This window comes from Polaromonas sp. (assembly GCF_049790275.1).
Taxonomy (GTDB): domain Bacteria; phylum Pseudomonadota; class Gammaproteobacteria; order Burkholderiales; family Burkholderiaceae_C; genus Polaromonas.
Genome location: NZ_JBAQYR010000054.1, coordinates 21,268 through 39,496 on the forward strand (window position 1 = coordinate 21,268; position 18,229 = coordinate 39,496).

Sequence of the window (18,229 nt, forward strand, 5' to 3'; positions counted from 1 at the left end):
TACCTGCGGGCGCCAGCAGCTATTGTTTTTATAGCGAGAGCGCCTTGGCGATCTTTTGTCCCGACACCTGTAAAGCCGCCAGATGCGGCTGCAGGTCCACGCCCAGCAACTGTCCATGGCGTTTTTTCCAGCGGCCGGCCACCATCACGCTGTCGATGTTGGCCAGCGAGGTCTGCATCACGACCGAGCTGACCGGGTCGTGCACCGGCTGCATGTTCAGGTCGCTCGCGCGGACCATCACCAGGTCGGCCTGCTTGCCCGCTGCCAGCGAACCGATGCCGCTTTGCTGTCCGAGCATGCGGGCCCCTTCGACCGTCACCCACGAAAGCGCTTCCCGCGTCGTGATGGTCGAGGTCGACGGGATGGAACCGCAGGTCTCGCGGTAAGCCACGTTGTCGAGCGAGCGCTGGATGCCCAGCGCGATGCGCGCCTGCGACAGCATGTCGCCGCTCATCACGCTTTCCAGGTCCACGCCGAGCGACGGTGCGCGGCCCAGCGCCCGCAGGCGCCCGGTGATCGGGTGGCCATGGCCCTGGCTCATCTCGCTTTCGGCCGCGGCTGAAAAGCTCATGCCCAGCTCGCAAAAACGCTGCAGCTGCATGTCGCTCAGCGCATGGCCGTGCACGATGTTGACGTGTTCGCCGAGCAGGCCGGCAGCCTCCAGCTTTCTCCATCCATCGGGCGTGCGTGCCGGGCCACCGCCCTGGTGCAGCGAGGCGATCAGGCCGAGGTCTTTGGCCATGGCGAAGTCGTGCAGCGCCACCTCCAGCGTCGAGTAATGCGGCCCCAGCAAGGCCGCCTGCACGCTCAGCAGCGGCTGGCCCTGGTGCGCCTTGAGCAGGCGCTCGATCTCGGCGCGCGGGTGCGGCACTTCCCAGAACGGTGCCTGCCCGGGCTGCGGGTCGGGTTTGGGCGTGCCATGGAAAAAAGCTGCGCGTATGCCGGACGCGAGCAGAGCGGCAATCGCTGCGTCGTTGTGCGCCGGCGTCGGGTTGTTGTGGCACCAGTCGGCCAGCGTCGTCGTGCCGCAGTTGAGCTGGTTCAGCGAGCCGACCAGCGTCGCGATGTGCAGGTCATCCGGTGTGAACACCGTGGCCAGTCCGGCGTGCATCTTCCTGAAGTACTCCAGCAGCGTCCAGTTGGCCGCCAGCCCGCGCAGGGCAGTCTGCCAGGTGTGCATGTGGGCGTTGATGAGGCCGGGGATGATGATGTAGCCGCTGGCATCGACCACCTGCGCATCGTCAGCATGGATGCGAGGCGCAATCTCCGTCAGTGTGTCGCCCGTCACCAGGATGTCGCCCTCGGGCACGTCGCCCTGCACGTCCATCGTGATGATGGTGGCGCCGCGGATCAGGATTCTGGCGAAGGTGCTGGCCATGGTCAGGTTTCCAGGCCGTCGCTCATTTTGACGTTTTCGGAGGTCAGCTCGAGGCCCGCATCCCTGGCGGTTTCCACCAGCAGCACGGCAAAGTCGATGTCCTCGTGGCTGCGCCCGACCAAACGCGCCACCGACTCGCGCGTGGCAGCGGCGGCCGGCATGGCCACGCCATGCGCACGCGCAGCACCCAGGCCGAGGTCCATGTCCTTGAGCAGCAGCTTGGGCGTGAAAGTCACCTGGTCGAAGGTCAGGTTGGTCAGCATCGGCGTCTTGTATTTGGTGTACATGGAGCCGAGTACAGAGTCGTTGATGCTCTCGAGGAAGATGTGGCGCGGAATGCCAGCCTTTTCCGCCAGCACTGTGATCTCGCACAGATTCTGGATGATCACGCCGAACATGGTGTTGTGAGCGATCTTCCAGATGCGGGCCAGCTCCCCCTCACCCACCCACATGACCTTGCGCGCCATCGCCTGCAAATATGGCTCGACCTCGGTGTACAAGGCCTTGGGGCCGGAGGCCACCTGCAGCAGCTTGCCGGCCTTGGCCACCTTGGCATTGCCCGACACCGGCGAACACAGATAACCGACGCCCATGGCTTCAAGCCGCGTGCGGATCTCGGCCGAACCTTCCTGCGAGATGGACGAACTGTCAACGACAATTCTGGGTTTGGCCGCGCCCGCCACCAGGCCACCTTCGTCGAACAGCACCTGCTTGAGGTCGTCGGTGGTGGAGACCATCGCGAACACGATGTCGCAGGCCGCGAGATCCTGTTTGCTGCCGACGATGGTGGCACCGTACTCGGCCAGCGGTGCGGCTTTGGACGCGGTGCGGTTCCACACGCTGACATCGTTGCCGGCCTTGATCAGGCGTTTGGCCATGGCCTCCCCCATGCGTCCCAGGCCTATCCATCCGATGCGCACCGTCATGCTGTCTCCTTGTTCATAACATCTGGCGCTAATGTGCCGCAGCCGCCGGCAGGGTTCAAGAAATACAGAGGAAATCAGTTTTCCCGTTGGCGGAAAAAAGCATGATCCTTCAAATAGGGCCTGTCGTGCAGACACCTCCAAACTCAGGCAATATCGCTCGCATGAACGACACCACTCCCTACGTCCCTCCCGCCATCTGGTCGCCGCCGCCGTCGAGCGGTGGCCGCTTTGCCAACATCAACCGGCCTGTGGCCGGTCCGACCCACGAGAAGGATTTGCCGGTGGGCCGCCACCCGCTGCAGCTTTATTCACTGGGCACGCCCAATGGCGTCAAGGTCACGGTGATGCTGGAGGAATTGCTGGCCCTGGGCCACAGCGGAGCGGAATACGACGCCTGGCTGGTCCGCATCCATGAGGGTGAGCAGTTCGGTAGCGGCTTTGTCGCGGCCAACCCCAACTCCAAGATCCCGGTGCTGGTGGACCGCAGCGGCGCCGCACCCCTGCGGGTCTTTGAGTCAGGGGCCATCCTGCAATATCTTGCCGAGAAGTTCGGTGCGTTCCTGCCCGCAGGTGGCGCCGCGCGCGCCGAGTGCCTGTCGTGGCTCAACTGGCAAATGGGCAGCGCGCCTTTTCTGGGCGGTGGCTTCGGCCACTTCTACGCGTATGCCCCGAGCAAGATGCAATACCCGATTGATCGCTATGCGATGGAGGTCAAACGCCAGCTCGATGTGCTGGACCGCCGCCTCGCCGAGGTGCCCTGGCTGGCGGGCGATGACTACACCATTGCCGACATGGCGGTGTGGCCGTGGTACGGCACCCTCGTCAAGGGTCAGCTGTATGAAGCCGGCGAATTCCTGCAGGTACAGGCCTACACCCACGTGCTGCGCTGGACCAACGAGATTGCAAAACGTCCCGCGGCCAAACGCGGGCGCATGGTCAACCGCACTTGGGGCGAAGCCTCCAGCCAGTTGCATGAGCGCCATGAGGCAGGCGACTTCGACACCCACACCCAGGACAAGTTAGGGACCCAGGCCCCGCCATGATCACCCTCTACGACTGCACCACCGCCCCCAGCCCGCGGCGCGCGCGCATCCTGCTGGCCGAAAAAGGCGTGCCCCATGAGACGGTGCAGGTAGACCTGCGAGCCGCGGAACAGATGGGTGAGGCTTACCGCCGCATCAACCCGCAGTGCACCGTGCCCGCGCTGCGCACCGACGAAGGGGTGATGCTCACCGACAACGCCGCGATCGCCGCCTGGCTGGAAGCCCACTGCCCCCAGCCGCCCCTGCTGGGCAGCACCGCGCTGGAGAAAGCCGAGATCGCGAGCTGGCAGTGGCGCATCGAGTTTGAGGGCCTGCTGGCAATTGCCGAGTGCCTGCGTAACAGCTCGCCCGGGATGGCGAACCGCGCCCTGCCCGGGCCGGTGGACTACCCGCAGATTCCCGAACTCGGCCAGCGCGGACTCGCGCGCGTGCAGCAGTTTTTTGCCGTGCTCGATGAGCGGCTGCAGGGCCGCGAATTCATTGCCGCAGGGCAGTTCAGCATTGCAGACATCACCGCCGTGGTGGCGGTGGATTTTGCGCGCATCGTCAAGGTCAAGCCCGGCGAGCAGCACCCGGAGCTGGTGCGATGGCGCGCTGCCATGGCGCAGCGGCCTTCGATGGCGCTTTAAGAACAGTCAGCGTCAGTCACACGCGCTCGATCACCACGGCAATGCCCTGCCCCACGCCGATACACATGGTGCACAGGGCGTAGCGGCCGCCGGTGCGGTGCAGCTGGTTCACGGCGGTAGTCACCAGGCGGGCGCCCGAAGCACCCAGCGGATGGCCCAGTGCGATTGCGCCGCCGTTCGGGTTGACGCGAACATCATCGTCCTGCAGGCCCAGCAGGCGCAGCACCGCCAGGCCCTGCGCGGCAAAAGCTTCGTTGAGTTCGATCACATCCATTTGTGCCAGGCTCAGGCCGGTGAGCGCCAGCACTTTTTCTGTGGCCGGCGCCGGGCCTATGCCCATGATGCGCGGCGGCACGCCGGCGGTCGCCATGCCGACAATACGCGCGCGCGGCGTCAGGCCGTTCTGTTTCGCGGCCTCCTCGTTGGCGATCAGCAGCGCACAGGCCCCGTCGTTCACGCCAGAGGCATTGCCGGCCGTCACGCTGCCGTCAGGCCGCACCGCACCCTTGAGTTTGGCCAGTGCCTCCATCGACGTTTCGCGCGGGTGCTCGTCTTTGCTGACAACCACCGGGTCGCCCTTTTTCTGTGCAATGGTGACCGGCGTGATCTCGGCGTCGAAGAAGCCGGACTTCTGCGCCGCCACCGCCTTCAGCTGGGAAGCCAAGGCCATCCTGTCTTGGTCTTCGCGGCTGATCTTGTATTCGGCCGCCACATTTTCAGCGGTTTCCGGCATGGCATCGGTGCCGTACTTTTCTTTCATCAGCTTGTTGACGAAGCGCCAGCCGATCGTGGTGTCGTACATTTGCGCGGCGCGACTGAAGGCACTTTCGGCCTTGGCCATCACAAGCGGCGCACGGCTCATGCTTTCGACGCCCCCGGCAAGCATCATGCGTGCCTCGCCGGCCTTGATGGCGCGGGCCGCTGTGCCCACCGCGTCCATGCCCGAACCGCACAGGCGGTTGATGGTGGCGCCCGGCAGCTCCAGCGGCAACCCGGCCAGCAGGGTGGCCATGTGGGCCACGTTGCGGTTGTCTTCACCGGCCTGGTTCACGCAGCCGTAAATCACGTCGGTGATGGCCAGCCAGTCAACGCCGGGGTTGCGCGCCATCAGCGCCTTGAGCGGCACAGCGGCCAGGTCGTCGGTGCGCACGCTGCTGAGCGCGCCGCCGTAACGGCCGAAAGGGGTGCGGATGGCGTCGCAGATAAAGGCTTGGGTGGTCATTAGGATTCTCTTTCTTCCGTTCGCACTGAACCTGTCGAAGTGCTGGCGCGTAGGTTCTGGTAAAGGCTTCGACAGGCTCAGCCCGAACGGTCAACGGGTGAATAAAAATATCAGGTGAAGTATCAGGCGTTCAAGGCGATGGGCAGGCCGACCAGCTTTTCAAGCTCGTCGTGCCCCAACCCCTCAACTTTATCAATCAGCCGGAGGCCTTGCGGCGTGCATTCCAGCGTGGCCAGGTCGGAATAGATGCGTTTCACACAGGCGATGCCGGTCAGCGGGTAGCTGCAGGTCTTGACGACCTTGCTCTCGCCCTTTTTGGTCAGCAGGTCCATCATGACCCAGGTCTGTTTGGCGCCGATGGCCAGGTCCATGGCACCGCCCACCGCCGGGATGGCACCGGGCTCGCCAGTGCTCCAGTTCGCGAGGTCGCCCGTGCTCGAGACCTGGAAGGCACCGAGCACGCAGATGTCCAGATGGCCGCCGCGCATCATGCCGAAACTGTCGGCATGGTGAAAAAAAGCACCGCCCTTGAGCAGGGTGACGGGTTGTTTGCCGGCGTTGATCAGGTCGAAGTCTTCGTCGCCCTCCCTGGGTGCCGGGCCCATGCCCAGGATGCCGTTTTCGCTTTGCAGGATGACCTCGATACCCTCGGGCAAGTGGTTGGCCACCTGGGTCGGCATGCCTATGCCCAGGTTCACATATGCGCCGTCGTGAATGTCTTGCGCCACACGCGCGGCGAGCTGGTCTTTGGTCCGTTTCTGGTAACTCATGTCAGGCCGCCTGTTTGAAACCGCCGGCTTGCGTCGCCACGCGGTCGATCTTCACCATCCGGTGCACAAAAATGCCGGGCGTCACGATGTGCTCCGGATCCATGTCGCCGAGCTCTGCGATTTCATGCACCGTCGCCACGGTGAGTTTTGCAGCGGTGGCCATGACGGGGCCGAAATTGCGCGCAGCCTTGCGGTACATCAGGTTGCCCCAGCGGTCGCCGCGCTCGGCCTTGATCAGCGCCACGTCGCCGTGAATCGGCATCTCCAGCACATACCCCTTGCCGTTGATTTCACGGGTTTCCTTGCCCCTGGCCATCTCGGTGCCATAACCGGTCGGCGAGAAAAAGGCGCCTATGCCGGCCCCGGCGGCGCGTATGCGCTCGGCCAGGTTGCCCTGCGGCACGAGCTCCAGTTCCAGCTTGCCGGAACGGTAAAGCGCGTCAAATACATGGCTGTCGGCCTGGCGCGGAAAACTGCAGATGATCTTGCGTACGCGGCCGGTCTTGAGCAGCGCTGCCAGCCCCGTGTCGCCATTGCCGGCGTTGTTGTTGACGACGGTCAGGTCTTTCGCACCCTGCGCCATCAGGCCATCGATCAGCTCGTTCGGAATGCCGGCCGTGCCAAAGCCGCCTATCAGCACGGTGGAACCGTCCTGGACGCCGTCGAGGGCTTCGGCCACCGACCGGGCTATCTTGTTGATCATGAAACTGTCTCCGCCTGGGGATCACTTCTGGTTATTTGTTCTTATGTAGAACAAATGTTCGTATAATGAATTTTAGGAGATTATGACACCCATGGCAATTGCTGCATCGTCTTCCCGTCCCGATGGCCGCCCTGGCCCTGCGCCGGGCGACAGCTATGTCCAGTCCTTCGCACGCGGGCTGGAGGTCATCCGTTCTTTCAGCGCGCAGTCGCCACGGCAGACGCTGAGCGAGGTGGCGGAGCGCAGCGGCCTGAGCCGCGCCGGCGCGCGGCGGATTCTGCTGACGCTGCAGACACTCGGCTATGTCGTCAGCGACGGCAAGTATTTTTCACTGACCCCGCGCATCCTGGACCTGGGCTTTGCCTACCTCTCGTCCATGCCGATCTGGAACCTGGCCGAACCGGTGATGGCGTCCCTGGCCGGAGAAGTCGGGGAGTCGTGTTCCGCTGCCGTGCTGGAGGGCACCGACATCGTGTACGTGCTGCGCGTGTCCACCCACAAGATCATGAGCATCACCCTGGGCATCGGTTCGCGCCTGCCGGCTTATTGCACATCCATGGGGAGGGTCTTGCTGGCAGGCCTGCCGGAAGAAGAAGCGCTGGCCTGCCTGCGGGCTTCCACACCGGAGCCGCTGACCCGCCACACGGTGACGGACCTGGAAGCGCTGCGCCTGAAAATTGCACAGACCCGCCGGCAAGGCTGGTGCCTGGTGAATCAGGAATTGGAAGAAGGGCTGGTGTCCATGGCCGCGCCGATTCATGACCGGCTGGGCAAGACGGTGGCGGCGCTGAATATCAGCGGCCAGGCCAACCGTACCAGCGCCAAGGTGATGCAGGAGAGCATGCTGCCGGCCCTGCTGGCCGCCGCGCAAACGATTTCACGGCTGCTGGCTTTGCAGAGCAAGGGATGAACGGGCCTCGAGTCAGCCCGTCACAAGCAGCGTTGCGACCGTGGGATTTTTTTTCTTTTCAAGCAAGAGCCGCGGGCCTGGCTTTGCCAGCCCGCAGGCGCAGCGCCCCCTCGGGGCTGATGCCTACGGCTCCGAACCTGCTTGAGCAGGTTTGGACAGGCATCAGAAGCGAGGCCTCCGGCAAGCGGCGGCCTGCAAGGTGCAGGGAGCTACACGCAGTGAGCGAACGTGGGGGCTAAGACTTGCGCGCGCCCATGACAAGCACCACAGCGCCCAATACCACCGCGCCAATGCTCAGCCACTGTGGAAAGTTGACGGTCTCTTTTTCCTTGACGACGAGCTCCAGCGGACCGATCTTGGCCTTGGACGTGTCTTTGGTGAAACTGAAGCCGCCGGTGAAAAAACCGGCCAGGCCCAGCACAATCAGGACAATGCCCGTGATTCTCATTGCGTTCATGAAACTCTCCTCGCCGGATATGAATGGACCGGCGCGCGCTTGCCGGTATCACGCTGCCGTGCCCGTAATTTAAGCGATAGGCTCCGCAGCACGCGTAGGACATGGCCGCCTCAGGCCTTTGCGCACCGGAAACACCACGGCGCCAGCGGAAGCAGGCCCCCGTGCTACGCTTGCTGCATGTTCACCCCTTCGCAAGCCGACGTTCGCCGTTTTTTCTGCTCTGTTTATGCCAAAGCCCGCTCCGGGCAAGCGCTGGAAGCTATTGAAATCATAGCAAGCCAATGGATGGACGAGCACCCTGAATACCACGCAGACTTCGCCGATGCCGACGCGGCGCTGACCAGGATGTACGACCTGGAAGACGGCAAGGCCAACCCCTTTCTGCACCTGTCCATGCACCTGTCGATCAGCGAGCAGTGCTCCATCGACCAGCCGCGCGGCATCCGGCAGGCGGTGGAATTGCTCACGGCAAAACGCGATTCATTGCATGACGCGCATCACGAAGCCATGGATTGTCTGGGCCAGATGGTCTGGGAAAGCCAGCGTGCCGGAAGACCGCCTGATGGTGAGGCCTACATCGCCTGCGTGCAGCGTCAGGCGACTAGAGATTAGCCCCCACGGTTGCTCACTTCGTGGAGCTCCCTGCCCCCGAGGGGACCGCTGCGCCTGCGGACTGGCCAAGCCAGATTCGCGGCCCCTGCTTGTAAAGGGAAAGAGCTTCCACGGTGCGTACCCGGATAGGTAGCCCACAAAAAAAGCCGCTGGATCAGCGGCTTTTTCATGAGTGCGAAGCGGTCTAGCGGAACTTGCTCTGCGGAACGGTCTTCAGATCGCCTTCCACCGATGACAGGTAGTTGGCCAGCTGCTTGAGTTCTGCATTGGTGTACTGCTTCGCCATGCCAGCCATGATGGCGTTGCCGCGGCCGACCTTGGGGTTGTTGCTGTCCATCTTGTAGGATTTGAGCGCCACAAACAGGTAGTCCGCATGCTGGCCACCCAGTTTGGGATAGGTCGGGTCAATTGGTTTGCTGAAATCAGCACCATGGCAGGAAGCGCAGTTGGCCTTGCCCAGCAAAGCAGCCACGGCCGGATCGGGCGTTTTGGCGGTTCTGGATGCGGCGGCAGCGCTGTCTGTCACGCCGTGCTGGCTGTAATAAGCGGCCAGGTCGGCAATGTCCTGGTCATTGAGGCTGTCGGCAATGCCGCGCATGGTGGGGTGTTTGCGCTCGCCTTTTTTATAGGCATTCAAGGCAGCCTGGATGTACTTGGCGCTCTGGCCGGAAATCATCGGGACTTTGTACACCTCGGGAAAGCTGGCTTGGTAGCCTTTGATGCCGTGGCAGCCAATACACATGGCGTTTTTTCCTTCGCCGGCTTTGACATCCCCCTTGATGTCCTGGGAATGGGCGGAAACCGTCACAAATGAGACAGCAAGAGCGAATAGCGTGGTAAACAGCTTGGTCATTTTGCGCGCACAATCAGGTGAGAATTTGTTATATAAAACAGCCGCTGATTATATCTGGGCCTGCCGGGGTGACTCCCGCCCCCGCCAATCCGCACAGATCGACTCCGACCTTCCAGCTTCTACTTCCTGTCCAACATGAAATTTCAAGGCTCCAAAAACTACGTCGCCACCCAGGATCTGATGCTTGCCGTCAATGCGTCTGCCACCCTCAAGAAGCCCCTGCTGGTCAAGGGCGAACCCGGCACCGGCAAGACCATGCTGGCCGAGGAAGTGGCCCAGGCGCTGAACCTGCCGCTGTTGCAGTGGCACATCAAGTCCACCACCAAGGCGCAGCAAGGCCTGTATGAATACGACGCGGTATCGCGCCTGCGCGACTCGCAGCTCGGCGACGAAAAAGTCAAGGACATCCACAACTACATCGTCAAGGGTGTGCTCTGGCAGGCCTTCACCGCTGACCAGCCGGTTGCGTTGCTGATTGACGAAATCGACAAGGCCGACATCGAGTTCCCCAACGACCTGCTGCGCGAGATCGACCGCATGGAGTTCTATGTGTACGAAACACGTGAACTGATCAAGGCCAAACACCGCCCGCTGGTGTTCATCACCTCGAACAACGAAAAGGAACTGCCCGACGCCTTCCTGCGCCGCTGCTTCTTCCACTACATCAAGTTCCCCGATGCCGACACGATGAAACTGATCGTCGATGTCCACTTCCCCGGCCTGAAAAAGGAACTGCTGGCCGCGGCCATGAAAACGTTTTACGACGTGCGCAACCTGCCTGGCCTGAAGAAAAAACCTTCAACCTCCGAGCTGCTGGACTGGCTCAAGCTGCTGGTGGCTGAAGACATTCCGCTTGAAGCGCTGCAAAGCAAGGAAGACAAGGTGGCCGTGCCGCCGCTGGTGGGCGCACTGCTCAAGAACGAGCAGGACGTGACCCTGTTTGAAAAACTGGTGTTCATGCAGCGCCACAACCGCTAGCGCACCGGGCCCATGATCCTGTTTCCAGCCCGCCGCCCCGCCGCCGCTGCCATCAGTGCGCTGCTCGTGTTGACGGCTTTCCTGCCGCTGCCGGCCCATGCGTGGTTGGGCGCCTTGGGGAAACTCGGTTCTGCCGCGGGCAAAGGGGTTGCAGGCGCAGCAGGTAAAGGTGCTGCAACCGGCGCCGGCGCGGTCGTCGGTGCGGAAGCCCTCGAAGGCGCTTCCCACGCGGCGAAAGCAGCCAAGGCCGGTGCGGCGGCAGAGGGCGGCGCTGCAGCCACCTCCGCCGAGCAGTTGTCCAAGGCGACAGGCCTGGGCAAGGCCGTTCCCGACGATGTGGCCGCCATGCTTTCCACGCCGGGCAAAACACTGCTGGATGTACCCGACCCGGGTACCCGTTCGTGGCTGGGCATGCCTTCGGCGAAATTCAGTGCTGCAGATACCGACCTGATGGTGCGCGACTACGTCAGCCTGCTGGAAGGCAAGGCGGCAGCCGGGCCCCAGGTTCGTGCACCCACCGCCGCGGCAAAAAAAGTGCAGCCAGCGCAACTGCCGGCAAACAAACCCGCGTCCCAGGTGCCCTGGTACGCGCTCGAACTGGTGGCGCGCGCCGCCCATCTCGGCCACAGGCAAGCCCAGCTCGAGCTGGACCGCCTTTGCAACAGCACGCCACCGGGCAAACTGCCAGGCGCGCAATGCCAGAAGCGCAACTATCTGCAGGCGAAAAAATCCCCATGAAAATTCAGGTACAACGCCACGGAAACCGCTACACCACCGTCCACGGAACCACCACCCATGCATAAAGCTCTATGGCTGGAAGGGCTGTCCGATGCCGTGGGGTTTGTCGGCGGTGCGTTGTTTGGTTTCTGGATCGGCCGTTTGCTGGGCCTGGATATTTTTGCGCAGGGTTATGGCAACAGCACCATAGGCGCCATTGTGTTGGTGGGCCTGGGCGGCGGCCTGGGCCTGCAGCTGGCGCGGCGCTGGCGCCGTGCGAAGGAAAAAAAACGGAGTGAAGACCAATGAGTTTTGTGCAACCTGTCATCCTGTCTGATCGCGGTGTAGAGCTGGTGCCCCTGGCACTTGAGCATGAAGCAGGCCTTCGCGCGGCGGCGGCTGATGGCGAGCTATGGAACCTGCGCGTCACCTCCGTGCCCCGGCCGGAAGAGACGCGCGCCTATATAGAGACCGCGCTGGCTGGACGCGATACCAACGCACGTTTCGCTTTTGTCGTGCGCGACCAGGCCACAGGCACCGTGCTGGGCAGCACCAGTTACCACGACATCCTGCCGTCCGTGAAACGCGTGGAAATTGGCTACACCTGGTACGCCGCGCGTTGCCAGCGCACCCATATCAACACCACCTGCAAGCTGCTGATGCTGACCCATGCATTTGAAACCCTGGGCTGCCATGTGGTGGGATGGCGCACCGACAACTTCAACCACGCCTCGCAACGCGCCATCGAGCGCCTGGGCGCGCGCAAGGACGGCGTGATCCGCGGCCACGCGATGCGGCGTGACGGCACGATTCGCGACACGGTGATGTACAGCCTGCGTTCCGGCGAATGGCCGGAGGTCAAGGCGCAGTTGTTGTACATGCTGGACAAACCACGCGGATAAGTCAGTGCTTGGCGCGCGCAACCTTGTTCTTTCGGTCCTGTGCGCTGTATGGCTGGCGGGCACGGGTCTCGCCGCCGCGCAAAAGCCAGCTGACATTACCGGCTCCTATCGGATCCTGGGAACTTGCAACGACAAGGAGATTGAAGACACTTCTGGCGAAATCTACGTTCGCCATTGCTTCCTCGGGGAAAAATATGCGGGCTACGCGGAAATGTCGCTGGTTCAAAATGGCAACTCTGTCTGCGGAAGTTACTCGGAGTGCGGTGGTATCAATTGCTCCAGGGTTTACACCGGCCAGTTGGTCGGCAAGATTACGGGAAAGAAGCTGACTTTATTCATGGAAACCGGACATCGTGCGGATGAGCTTGCCGAAAAACGAATTTACAAAATTGTTCGAGGCGGGTTAGCGGATGCTCACCCTCCTCGAACCGATAAACCCGTCTATGTGAGACGAGCGAAGGTGCTGGAAAATTCTTCCTTAAAAAATGCCTGCAACCCCGTTATCCCAAAGGAAGTTTTACTCAAAAATTTCACTTTGGATGTCCCGGGAATCCTTACGACGGCCGACATCAAGTTTCTGGATGCAAAGAACAATGTGACGATGAAGGCGCCTCCTGCCAAGCAATTTACTTTGTCAAAGTTATCTTCAAACTACCAATGGACAGATCAGCGAAGCACGGGCAACTATGTTCCTCGCTTGATCACTATTCGCAACGATTCAAAAAAGGAATGGACAGTGGTAGCTGGATACTCTGAAACATGCCGGGATTTTTTATCCCGTGATCCGTTAAAAGAGACAGGGCGCCTTGTTTACGATGCTCAATTTGAAGGCCTGGGAATTTTTCCGGGCAAGACCCTGACATTACCGAGTTGCAAAGGTACGATCTTTACGTTCGAGGACAAAGCGGCCTGCCCACGCTTCACATGTTCGGAGATTTGCAGATGCTGATCGACTTCTTCTACACCCTGCGTTCGGCCAAGCTGCCGGTTTCGGTCAAGGAATACCTGATGCTGCTCGAAGCGCTGCAGGCCGGCGTGGTCGGGCCCAACAGCGGCAAGGATGATGAAAGCGGCGAAATCGGGGAAGGCGCGTACAAAATCGACGACTTCTATTACCTCAGCCGTACTGTGCTGGTGAAGGACGAAAAGCACTACGACAAGTTTGACCGCGCCTTTGCGGCCTACTTCAAGGGTGTGGAGATGATTGCCGACTTCACCAAGGACATCCCGCTCGAATGGCTGCGCAAGAACCTGGAGCTTGAGCTCAGCGCCGAAGACAAGGCCAAGATCGAGAAGATGGGCTGGGACGAGCTCATGGAAACGCTCAAAAAGCGGTTCGAGGAGCAGAAGGAGCGCCACGAGGGCGGCAACAAATGGATTGGCACCGGCGGCACCTCGCCCTTCGGCGCCAATGGCTTCAACCCGCAGGGCATACGCATCGGCCAGGAGAAAAGCCGCAACAAGAGCGCGGTGAAAGTCTGGGACCAGCGCGCCTACAAGGACTACGACGACACGCAGGAGCTGGGCACACGCAACATCAAGGTGGCGTTGCGCCGCCTGCGCAAGTTCGCGCGTGAAGGCCATGTCGAAGAGCTGGATCTGGACGACACCATCCGCTCCACCGCGGCCAACGCCGGCTGGCTGGACATCAAGATGGTGCCGGAGCGCCACAACAACGTGAAGGTGCTGCTGCTGATGGACGTGGGCGGCACCATGGACGAACACATCGCGCGCGTCGAGGAGCTGTTTTCGGCCACCAAGACCGAGTTCAAGCACATCGAGTTCTACTACTTCCACAACTGCGTCTATGACTTCATGTGGAAGAACAACCGGCGCCGCTTCAGCGAGAAGTTTGCGACCTGGGACATCATCCGCAAGTACAACAAGGACTACAAACTGATCTTTGTCGGTGACGCGACCATGAGCCCTTACGAAATATTACAGCCGGGCGGCAGTGTCGAATACAACAACGAGGAAGCCGGCGCCGAATGGATGCAGCGGCTCACCAACGCCTTCCCGAAATTCGTCTGGATCAACCCCGAACCGCAGGGCGTCTGGCAGTACCGCCAGAGCATCAGCGTGATGCAGCAGCTGGTGAACCAGCGCATGTTCCCCCTGACCATCAAGGGCCTTGAAGAGGCGATGCGTTTGCTGTCCAAGTAAACTGGACCAGGGCCTGTTCACACTATGTATGCAAGTGCGAACGCGGTGAAAACAGCGCCAATCAAGGCGCGCGACGACCGCCAGACCGGGCGTCTGGCGTAGGAGTGCAACGCGGAGTGGCGTTGTTTTCACCCCGTTCCCTCCGGGTTGCGGCCAAAAAGGCCATGCGCAGCGTTGCAAAGCCTGGCCGGGCGTCAGCCCGGCTGCATTTTGCGCCTCGCGCATGACCTTTTTGACTCGCAACGCATCTTGTATACATAGTGTGAACAGGCCCCTAGTGACCCATTCCCGTTCCTGCCTCGCCTGGAGGGCGGCCAGGAATTTACCGGCCGCAGCGCTCGCCCTCCTTTTCACCTGCGCTGCTGCAGCCCAGGCTGTAGCGCCCTCCGCCCCATCCGACAGTGCCACGCCCCCTCCTTCGGCCACAAAGCCCGCGCCCGTCACGCAGACCACCGTGCCGGCGCCACCTCCCGCCAGCGTGACGCCGCCGTCCACACCGGCAGGCTCGGTCGGGCCCACGCAGGCACAGACGGACGTCTCCGCCTTTGACATCGAGGTGCGGGCACCCGATGCTGTGCGTGAACTGCTGGAACGGCACCTCGAACTGCAGCGCTACCGCGCGGTGACCGACCTGGATGACGCCGAGCTCGCCCGCCTGATCGTGCTGGCCGAACGCAATGTGCGCAACCTGGTGGGAACGCTGGGCTATTTCAGTCCCGACATCCGCATCACGCAGGAAGGCAGCACCGCCCAGCGTCCAAAAGTGGTGGTTGGGGTCACGCCGGGTGAGCCCACCCAGACCCGCAGTGTGGCCATCGACTTTTCGGGGGACGTCGCCGGCTCGCCCGACGCCGATGCAGCGGCACAGCGCGAGGAAATACGCCGCAACTGGCGCCTGCCCATCGGCCAGCGCTTCACCCAGGACGGTTGGGACAGTGCCAAGACCCAGGCCCTGCGCGGGCTGGTGGCGCGCCGCTACCCGGCGGGGCGGCTGGCCGACAGCCTGGCCGACATCGATGCCACAACCCAAAGTGCCAACCTGTCGCTGCGCCTCGACTCCGGCCCGCTTTACCGCCTCGGGCCCATGCAGGTCAGCGGCATCCAGCGTTACGACCCGCTGCTGGTGCCGCGGCTCGCGCGCCTTGCACCCGGTTCCGTGTATGACCAGAACCGTCTTCTGGAAGCCCAGCAGCGCCTGGCTTCCAGTGGCTATTTCGATTCGGCAGCCATTTTTGTAGACCCCGAAAGCGACCCGGCGGCGGCGCCCGTGCAAGTCCAGGTGCGTGAAGCCCCCCGGCAAAAAGTGATTCTCGGCGTGGGCATCACCACCGACGGGGGGCCACGCGCATCGGTGGAACACACACACCATCGCGTGCCCGGCATCGGCTGGCGCGCGGTGACCAAGCTGCAGCTGGAGCGCAAGTCGCCGTTTGCGCAGACCGAATGGACGGCCATCCCGGACGAGGGCGGCTGGCGCTGGGGCGCGCTCGGCCGGGCTGAGCGTCTGGACGACGACGAGCTGGTCACGCGCGCACAACGCCTGCGTTTCGGCCGCTCACAGGCCGGCGACCGCATCGACCGGAACATGTACCTGCAATACGACCGTGCCAGCGTGCAGACCAAAAGCCCGACCGCGATTGCCGACAGCGACACCGGTGACGGCTCTGCCATCAGCGGCAACTATGTATGGACCGGCCGCTATTTCGACAGCCTGCCTTTTCCCGGCAAAGGTTATGGCCTGGGGTTTGAACTCGGCGGCGGCGTCACACTGGGCAGCGAACGCAAGCCTTTCCTGCGCACCACGGGGCGCTGGCTCGGCGTGAAATCGCTGACCGCCAGCCGTCTTTCGCTGCGCGCCGAGGCTGGCGCCGTGGTGGCGGCCGACTCGTCGCGTATTCCCGGCACCCTGCTGTTTCGCACCGGCGGCGACAACACGGTGCGGGGTTACGGCTACCGCGACATCGGTGTGGAACGCGCCAATGGCGTGACCGGACCGGGGCGTTATATGGCCGTCGGCAGCATCGAATGGCAGCGGCCGATACGGCGCAACGGCCTGCCCACCGAATGGGAGCACACGCTGTTCATCGACGCTGGCTCCGTGGCCGAACGACCGAAAGACCTCAAGCCCAAGGTCGGCGTGGGCACAGGTGTGCGCTGGCGCAGCCCCATCGGTCCGCTGCAGATTGACGTGGCTTACGGGCTGGAGCCCAAAAAGCTGCGGCTGCACATGAGTGTGGGTTTTGTTTTCTGATGGCCATGCCTGACAGCTCTCCGCCAGCCCCACGGCCCCCACGGGCGCCGCGCCGCTGGCGCACCGCACTCGCTGCCGTCGTTGGCACCTTCCTGCTGGTACTCATGGGTGCTCTGGGTGCGCTCTGGGGGTGGTCGGGCAGCGAAGGCTCACTCGCCACCGCACTGCGCTGGGCCGCGCGTTCGCAGCCGCTCACAGCGGAGGGCGTGACGGGCTCCCTGCGCGCGGGCGGCCGTGTTGAAACATTGGGCTGGCAGCAGGATGGCCTGCAGCTCGTCGCCAGCGGCGTCCATCTGGCATGGCAGCCGCTGTCGTTGCTTTCGGGCACGCTCAAGCTCGAACGCCTGGCCATGGCCAGCCTGCGGGTGGACGACCAGCGTCCGCGGGCGGAAGCTTCGGCCGGTCCGCCGGCATCTGTGACCCTGCCCTTTCGCATCACGCTGGATGAACTGGCGATAGACCGCCTGCAGTGGCTGGGCCCGCCTGCGCTGGAGGCCAGCGCGATCCGCGCGCGTTTTGAATTTGATGGCGTGCAGCACAAGATCGAACTGGCGAATGCACAAGTGGCCGGCGGGCGTTATTCCGGCCGCGCCACCCTGCTTGCCACCGGTGCGCTCACGCTGGATGCAGCACTCTCGGGCGTGCTGGAAGCGGCCGTACCGGGCAGCAGCACACGACTGCCGCTGGCCTTTGACGCCACAGCAAAAGGGCCACTGGCCGAACTGCAAGCCAGGGGTGAGATCAAGGTCAACACTGCATCAGTCCGCCCCGGCAATGCGCCACAAGCCAGCGCCACGGCACGCATCACGCCCTGGGCCGCGCAACCCCTGCCGCAGGCCGACGCCACTTTTCGCGCACTGGACCTGGCCAGCCTCTGGCCCGGCGCGCCGCAAACCGGCTTGAGCGGCACCCTCAGCATCCGGCCCAACAGCAGCCGCAGCAACGCCTGGCAATTGCAGACCGCCATCAGCAACAGCCTGCCCGGCCCCTGGGACCAGCAACGCCTGCCGCTCGACAAACTGCAGGCAGAGGGCGAATGGCGCGGCGGCGCGGCCCTGGTGCGCAGCCTGCAGGCACAGCTGGGTGGCGGCGAAGTCACCGCCAGCGGCCAATGGACCGAGGCATCCGGCGCGGCGCCTTCTGCCGCCGCGCAGCCAGCGTGGCAAGTGCAGGCCACGCTGAAAAACATCAACCCGGCCGCCCTGCACACCCAGCTGGCGCCGCTGCCGGTGGACGGGCGCACCGAACTGAAGGGGCAAGCCGGCGCCATCGGTTTTGATGCCAGGCTGCAGGCCAGCGGCAAGGCTGCCGCTGCACCCCCTCGCACAGCCGGCAACACGCTCGCGGCCTTGCGCTTGCGCGACGCCCGTGCCTCCGGGCGCTGGGCAGCAGACACGCTGACGCTGACCGAACTGCAGGTGCGCACTGACGATGCCGAGCTGGCCGGCACGCTGGACATCCAGCCCGCCCTTCGCAGCGGCAAAGGCCGCCTCAATCTGAGCGCACCCGGCCTGAGCGCCCAAGTGCAAGGCGAGCTGCGCGAAACGCGCGGCGCTGGCGAACTGAGCCTGCGTGGGCGGGACGCCGCCCAGGCCCTGCGCTGGTTGCAGCGCCTGCCCGGTGCACCCACAGCTTTGCAAAACGCATCGGCTAGCGGCAGCGCCGAACTCCAGCTCGGCTGGCAAGGCGGCTGGCGCGATCCGGCCGTGCAGGCC

The 18,229-nt window shown here is 63.2% G+C and carries 18 protein-coding genes and 1 pseudogene; 12 read left to right on the forward strand and 7 right to left on the reverse strand.

The features are described from left to right. Positions 1–28: 28 nt before the first annotated feature. Positions 29–1,378, reverse strand: a complete 1,350-nt coding sequence (locus tag WA904_RS07950; RefSeq protein WP_425196592.1) for an amidohydrolase family protein — start codon at positions 1,376–1,378, stop codon at positions 29–31. A 2-nt stretch (positions 1,379–1,380) separates the two neighbouring features. Beyond that, positions 1,381–2,304: an NAD(P)-dependent oxidoreductase gene (locus tag WA904_RS07955; RefSeq protein WP_425196593.1), complete on the reverse strand. Its 924-nt coding sequence runs from the start codon at positions 2,302–2,304 to the stop codon at positions 1,381–1,383. A 161-nt stretch (positions 2,305–2,465) separates the two neighbouring features. On the opposite strand from WA904_RS07955, the gene yghU reads away from it, so the two are divergent. Together yghU and WA904_RS07965 are read left to right on the forward strand one after the other, a co-directional pair. Next, positions 2,466–3,347 carry a glutathione-dependent disulfide-bond oxidoreductase gene (gene yghU / locus WA904_RS07960; protein WP_425196594.1) on the forward strand — a complete coding sequence of 294 codons (882 nt, stop codon included), beginning with the start codon at positions 2,466–2,468 and terminating at the stop codon, positions 3,345–3,347. Then, a complete protein-coding gene (locus WA904_RS07965; RefSeq protein WP_425196595.1) occupies positions 3,344–3,976 on the forward strand; it encodes a glutathione S-transferase family protein in 633 nt (210 codons plus the stop codon). The genes yghU and WA904_RS07965 overlap by 4 nt, the downstream gene beginning before the upstream one ends. Before the next feature lie 16 nt (positions 3,977–3,992). Here WA904_RS07965 and pcaF read toward each other — a convergent pair whose 3' ends face one another. The 3 genes from pcaF to WA904_RS07980 form a co-directional block, all read right to left on the reverse strand. Next, positions 3,993–5,198: a 3-oxoadipyl-CoA thiolase gene (gene pcaF, locus WA904_RS07970; RefSeq protein WP_425196596.1), complete on the reverse strand. Its 1,206-nt coding sequence runs from the start codon at positions 5,196–5,198 to the stop codon at positions 3,993–3,995. A 122-nt stretch (positions 5,199–5,320) separates the two neighbouring features. Then, positions 5,321–5,968 carry a 3-oxoacid CoA-transferase subunit B gene (locus tag WA904_RS07975; RefSeq protein ID WP_425196597.1) on the reverse strand — a complete coding sequence of 216 codons (648 nt, stop codon included), beginning with the start codon at positions 5,966–5,968 and terminating at the stop codon, positions 5,321–5,323. Between the two features lies 1 nt (position 5,969). Continuing rightward, positions 5,970–6,671 carry a 3-oxoacid CoA-transferase subunit A gene (locus WA904_RS07980; RefSeq protein ID WP_425196598.1) on the reverse strand — a complete coding sequence of 234 codons (702 nt, stop codon included), beginning with the start codon at positions 6,669–6,671 and terminating at the stop codon, positions 5,970–5,972. Between the two features lie 82 nt (positions 6,672–6,753). On the opposite strand from WA904_RS07980, the gene WA904_RS07985 reads away from it, so the two are divergent. Further along, entirely contained in the window at positions 6,754–7,581 is an 828-nt protein-coding gene (locus tag WA904_RS07985; protein ID WP_425196599.1) for an IclR family transcriptional regulator, read from the forward strand. 235 nt (positions 7,582–7,816) lie between these two features. On the opposite strand, the gene WA904_RS07990 is transcribed toward WA904_RS07985, so the two are convergent. Continuing rightward, positions 7,817–8,038, reverse strand: a complete 222-nt coding sequence (locus WA904_RS07990) for a hypothetical protein (RefSeq protein ID WP_425196600.1) — start codon at positions 8,036–8,038, stop codon at positions 7,817–7,819. A 177-nt stretch (positions 8,039–8,215) separates the two neighbouring features. On the opposite strand from WA904_RS07990, the gene WA904_RS07995 reads away from it, so the two are divergent. Next, positions 8,216–8,650, forward strand: a complete 435-nt coding sequence (locus tag WA904_RS07995; protein WP_425196601.1) for a DUF1841 family protein — start codon at positions 8,216–8,218, stop codon at positions 8,648–8,650. Between the two features lie 184 nt (positions 8,651–8,834). Here WA904_RS07995 and WA904_RS08000 read toward each other — a convergent pair whose 3' ends face one another. Beyond that, positions 8,835–9,503 (reverse strand): c-type cytochrome, encoded by a 669-nt coding sequence (locus tag WA904_RS08000; protein WP_425196602.1) that lies wholly within the window; start codon positions 9,501–9,503, stop codon positions 8,835–8,837. Positions 9,504–9,638: 135 nt separating this feature from the next. Between WA904_RS08000 and WA904_RS08005 the strand changes: the two genes are divergently transcribed. The 8 genes and pseudogenes from WA904_RS08005 to WA904_RS08040 all read left to right on the forward strand — a co-directional run. Continuing rightward, entirely contained in the window at positions 9,639–10,481 is an 843-nt protein-coding gene (locus WA904_RS08005) for an AAA family ATPase (protein WP_425196603.1), read from the forward strand. Between the two features lie 12 nt (positions 10,482–10,493). Then, entirely contained in the window at positions 10,494–11,219 is a 726-nt protein-coding gene (locus tag WA904_RS08010) for a hypothetical protein (RefSeq protein ID WP_425196604.1), read from the forward strand. Positions 11,220–11,276: 57 nt separating this feature from the next. Beyond that, entirely contained in the window at positions 11,277–11,507 is a 231-nt protein-coding gene (locus WA904_RS08015) for a hypothetical protein (RefSeq protein WP_425196605.1), read from the forward strand. After that, the gene (locus WA904_RS08020) at positions 11,504–12,100 is read left to right on the forward strand and encodes a GNAT family N-acetyltransferase (protein ID WP_425196606.1); all 597 of its coding nucleotides are present in this window, start codon (positions 11,504–11,506) and stop codon (positions 12,098–12,100) included. Before WA904_RS08015 ends, WA904_RS08020 begins: the two co-directional genes overlap by 4 nt. A 4-nt stretch (positions 12,101–12,104) precedes the next feature. Further along, on the forward strand, positions 12,105–13,049 hold the full coding sequence (locus WA904_RS08025; protein WP_425196607.1) for a hypothetical protein: 945 nt from the start codon (positions 12,105–12,107) through the stop codon (positions 13,047–13,049). Continuing rightward, entirely contained in the window at positions 13,043–14,263 is a 1,221-nt protein-coding gene (locus WA904_RS08030; protein ID WP_425196608.1) for a vWA domain-containing protein, read from the forward strand. Before WA904_RS08025 ends, WA904_RS08030 begins: the two co-directional genes overlap by 7 nt. Before the next feature lie 454 nt (positions 14,264–14,717). Next, positions 14,718–16,514, forward strand: coding sequence for an autotransporter assembly complex protein TamA (locus tag WA904_RS08035; protein WP_425196609.1), 1,797 nt, complete (start codon positions 14,718–14,720; stop codon positions 16,512–16,514). 5 nt (positions 16,515–16,519) lie between these two features. Then, positions 16,520–18,229: pseudogene (locus WA904_RS08040) on the forward strand (DUF490 domain-containing protein); the annotation flags it as partial.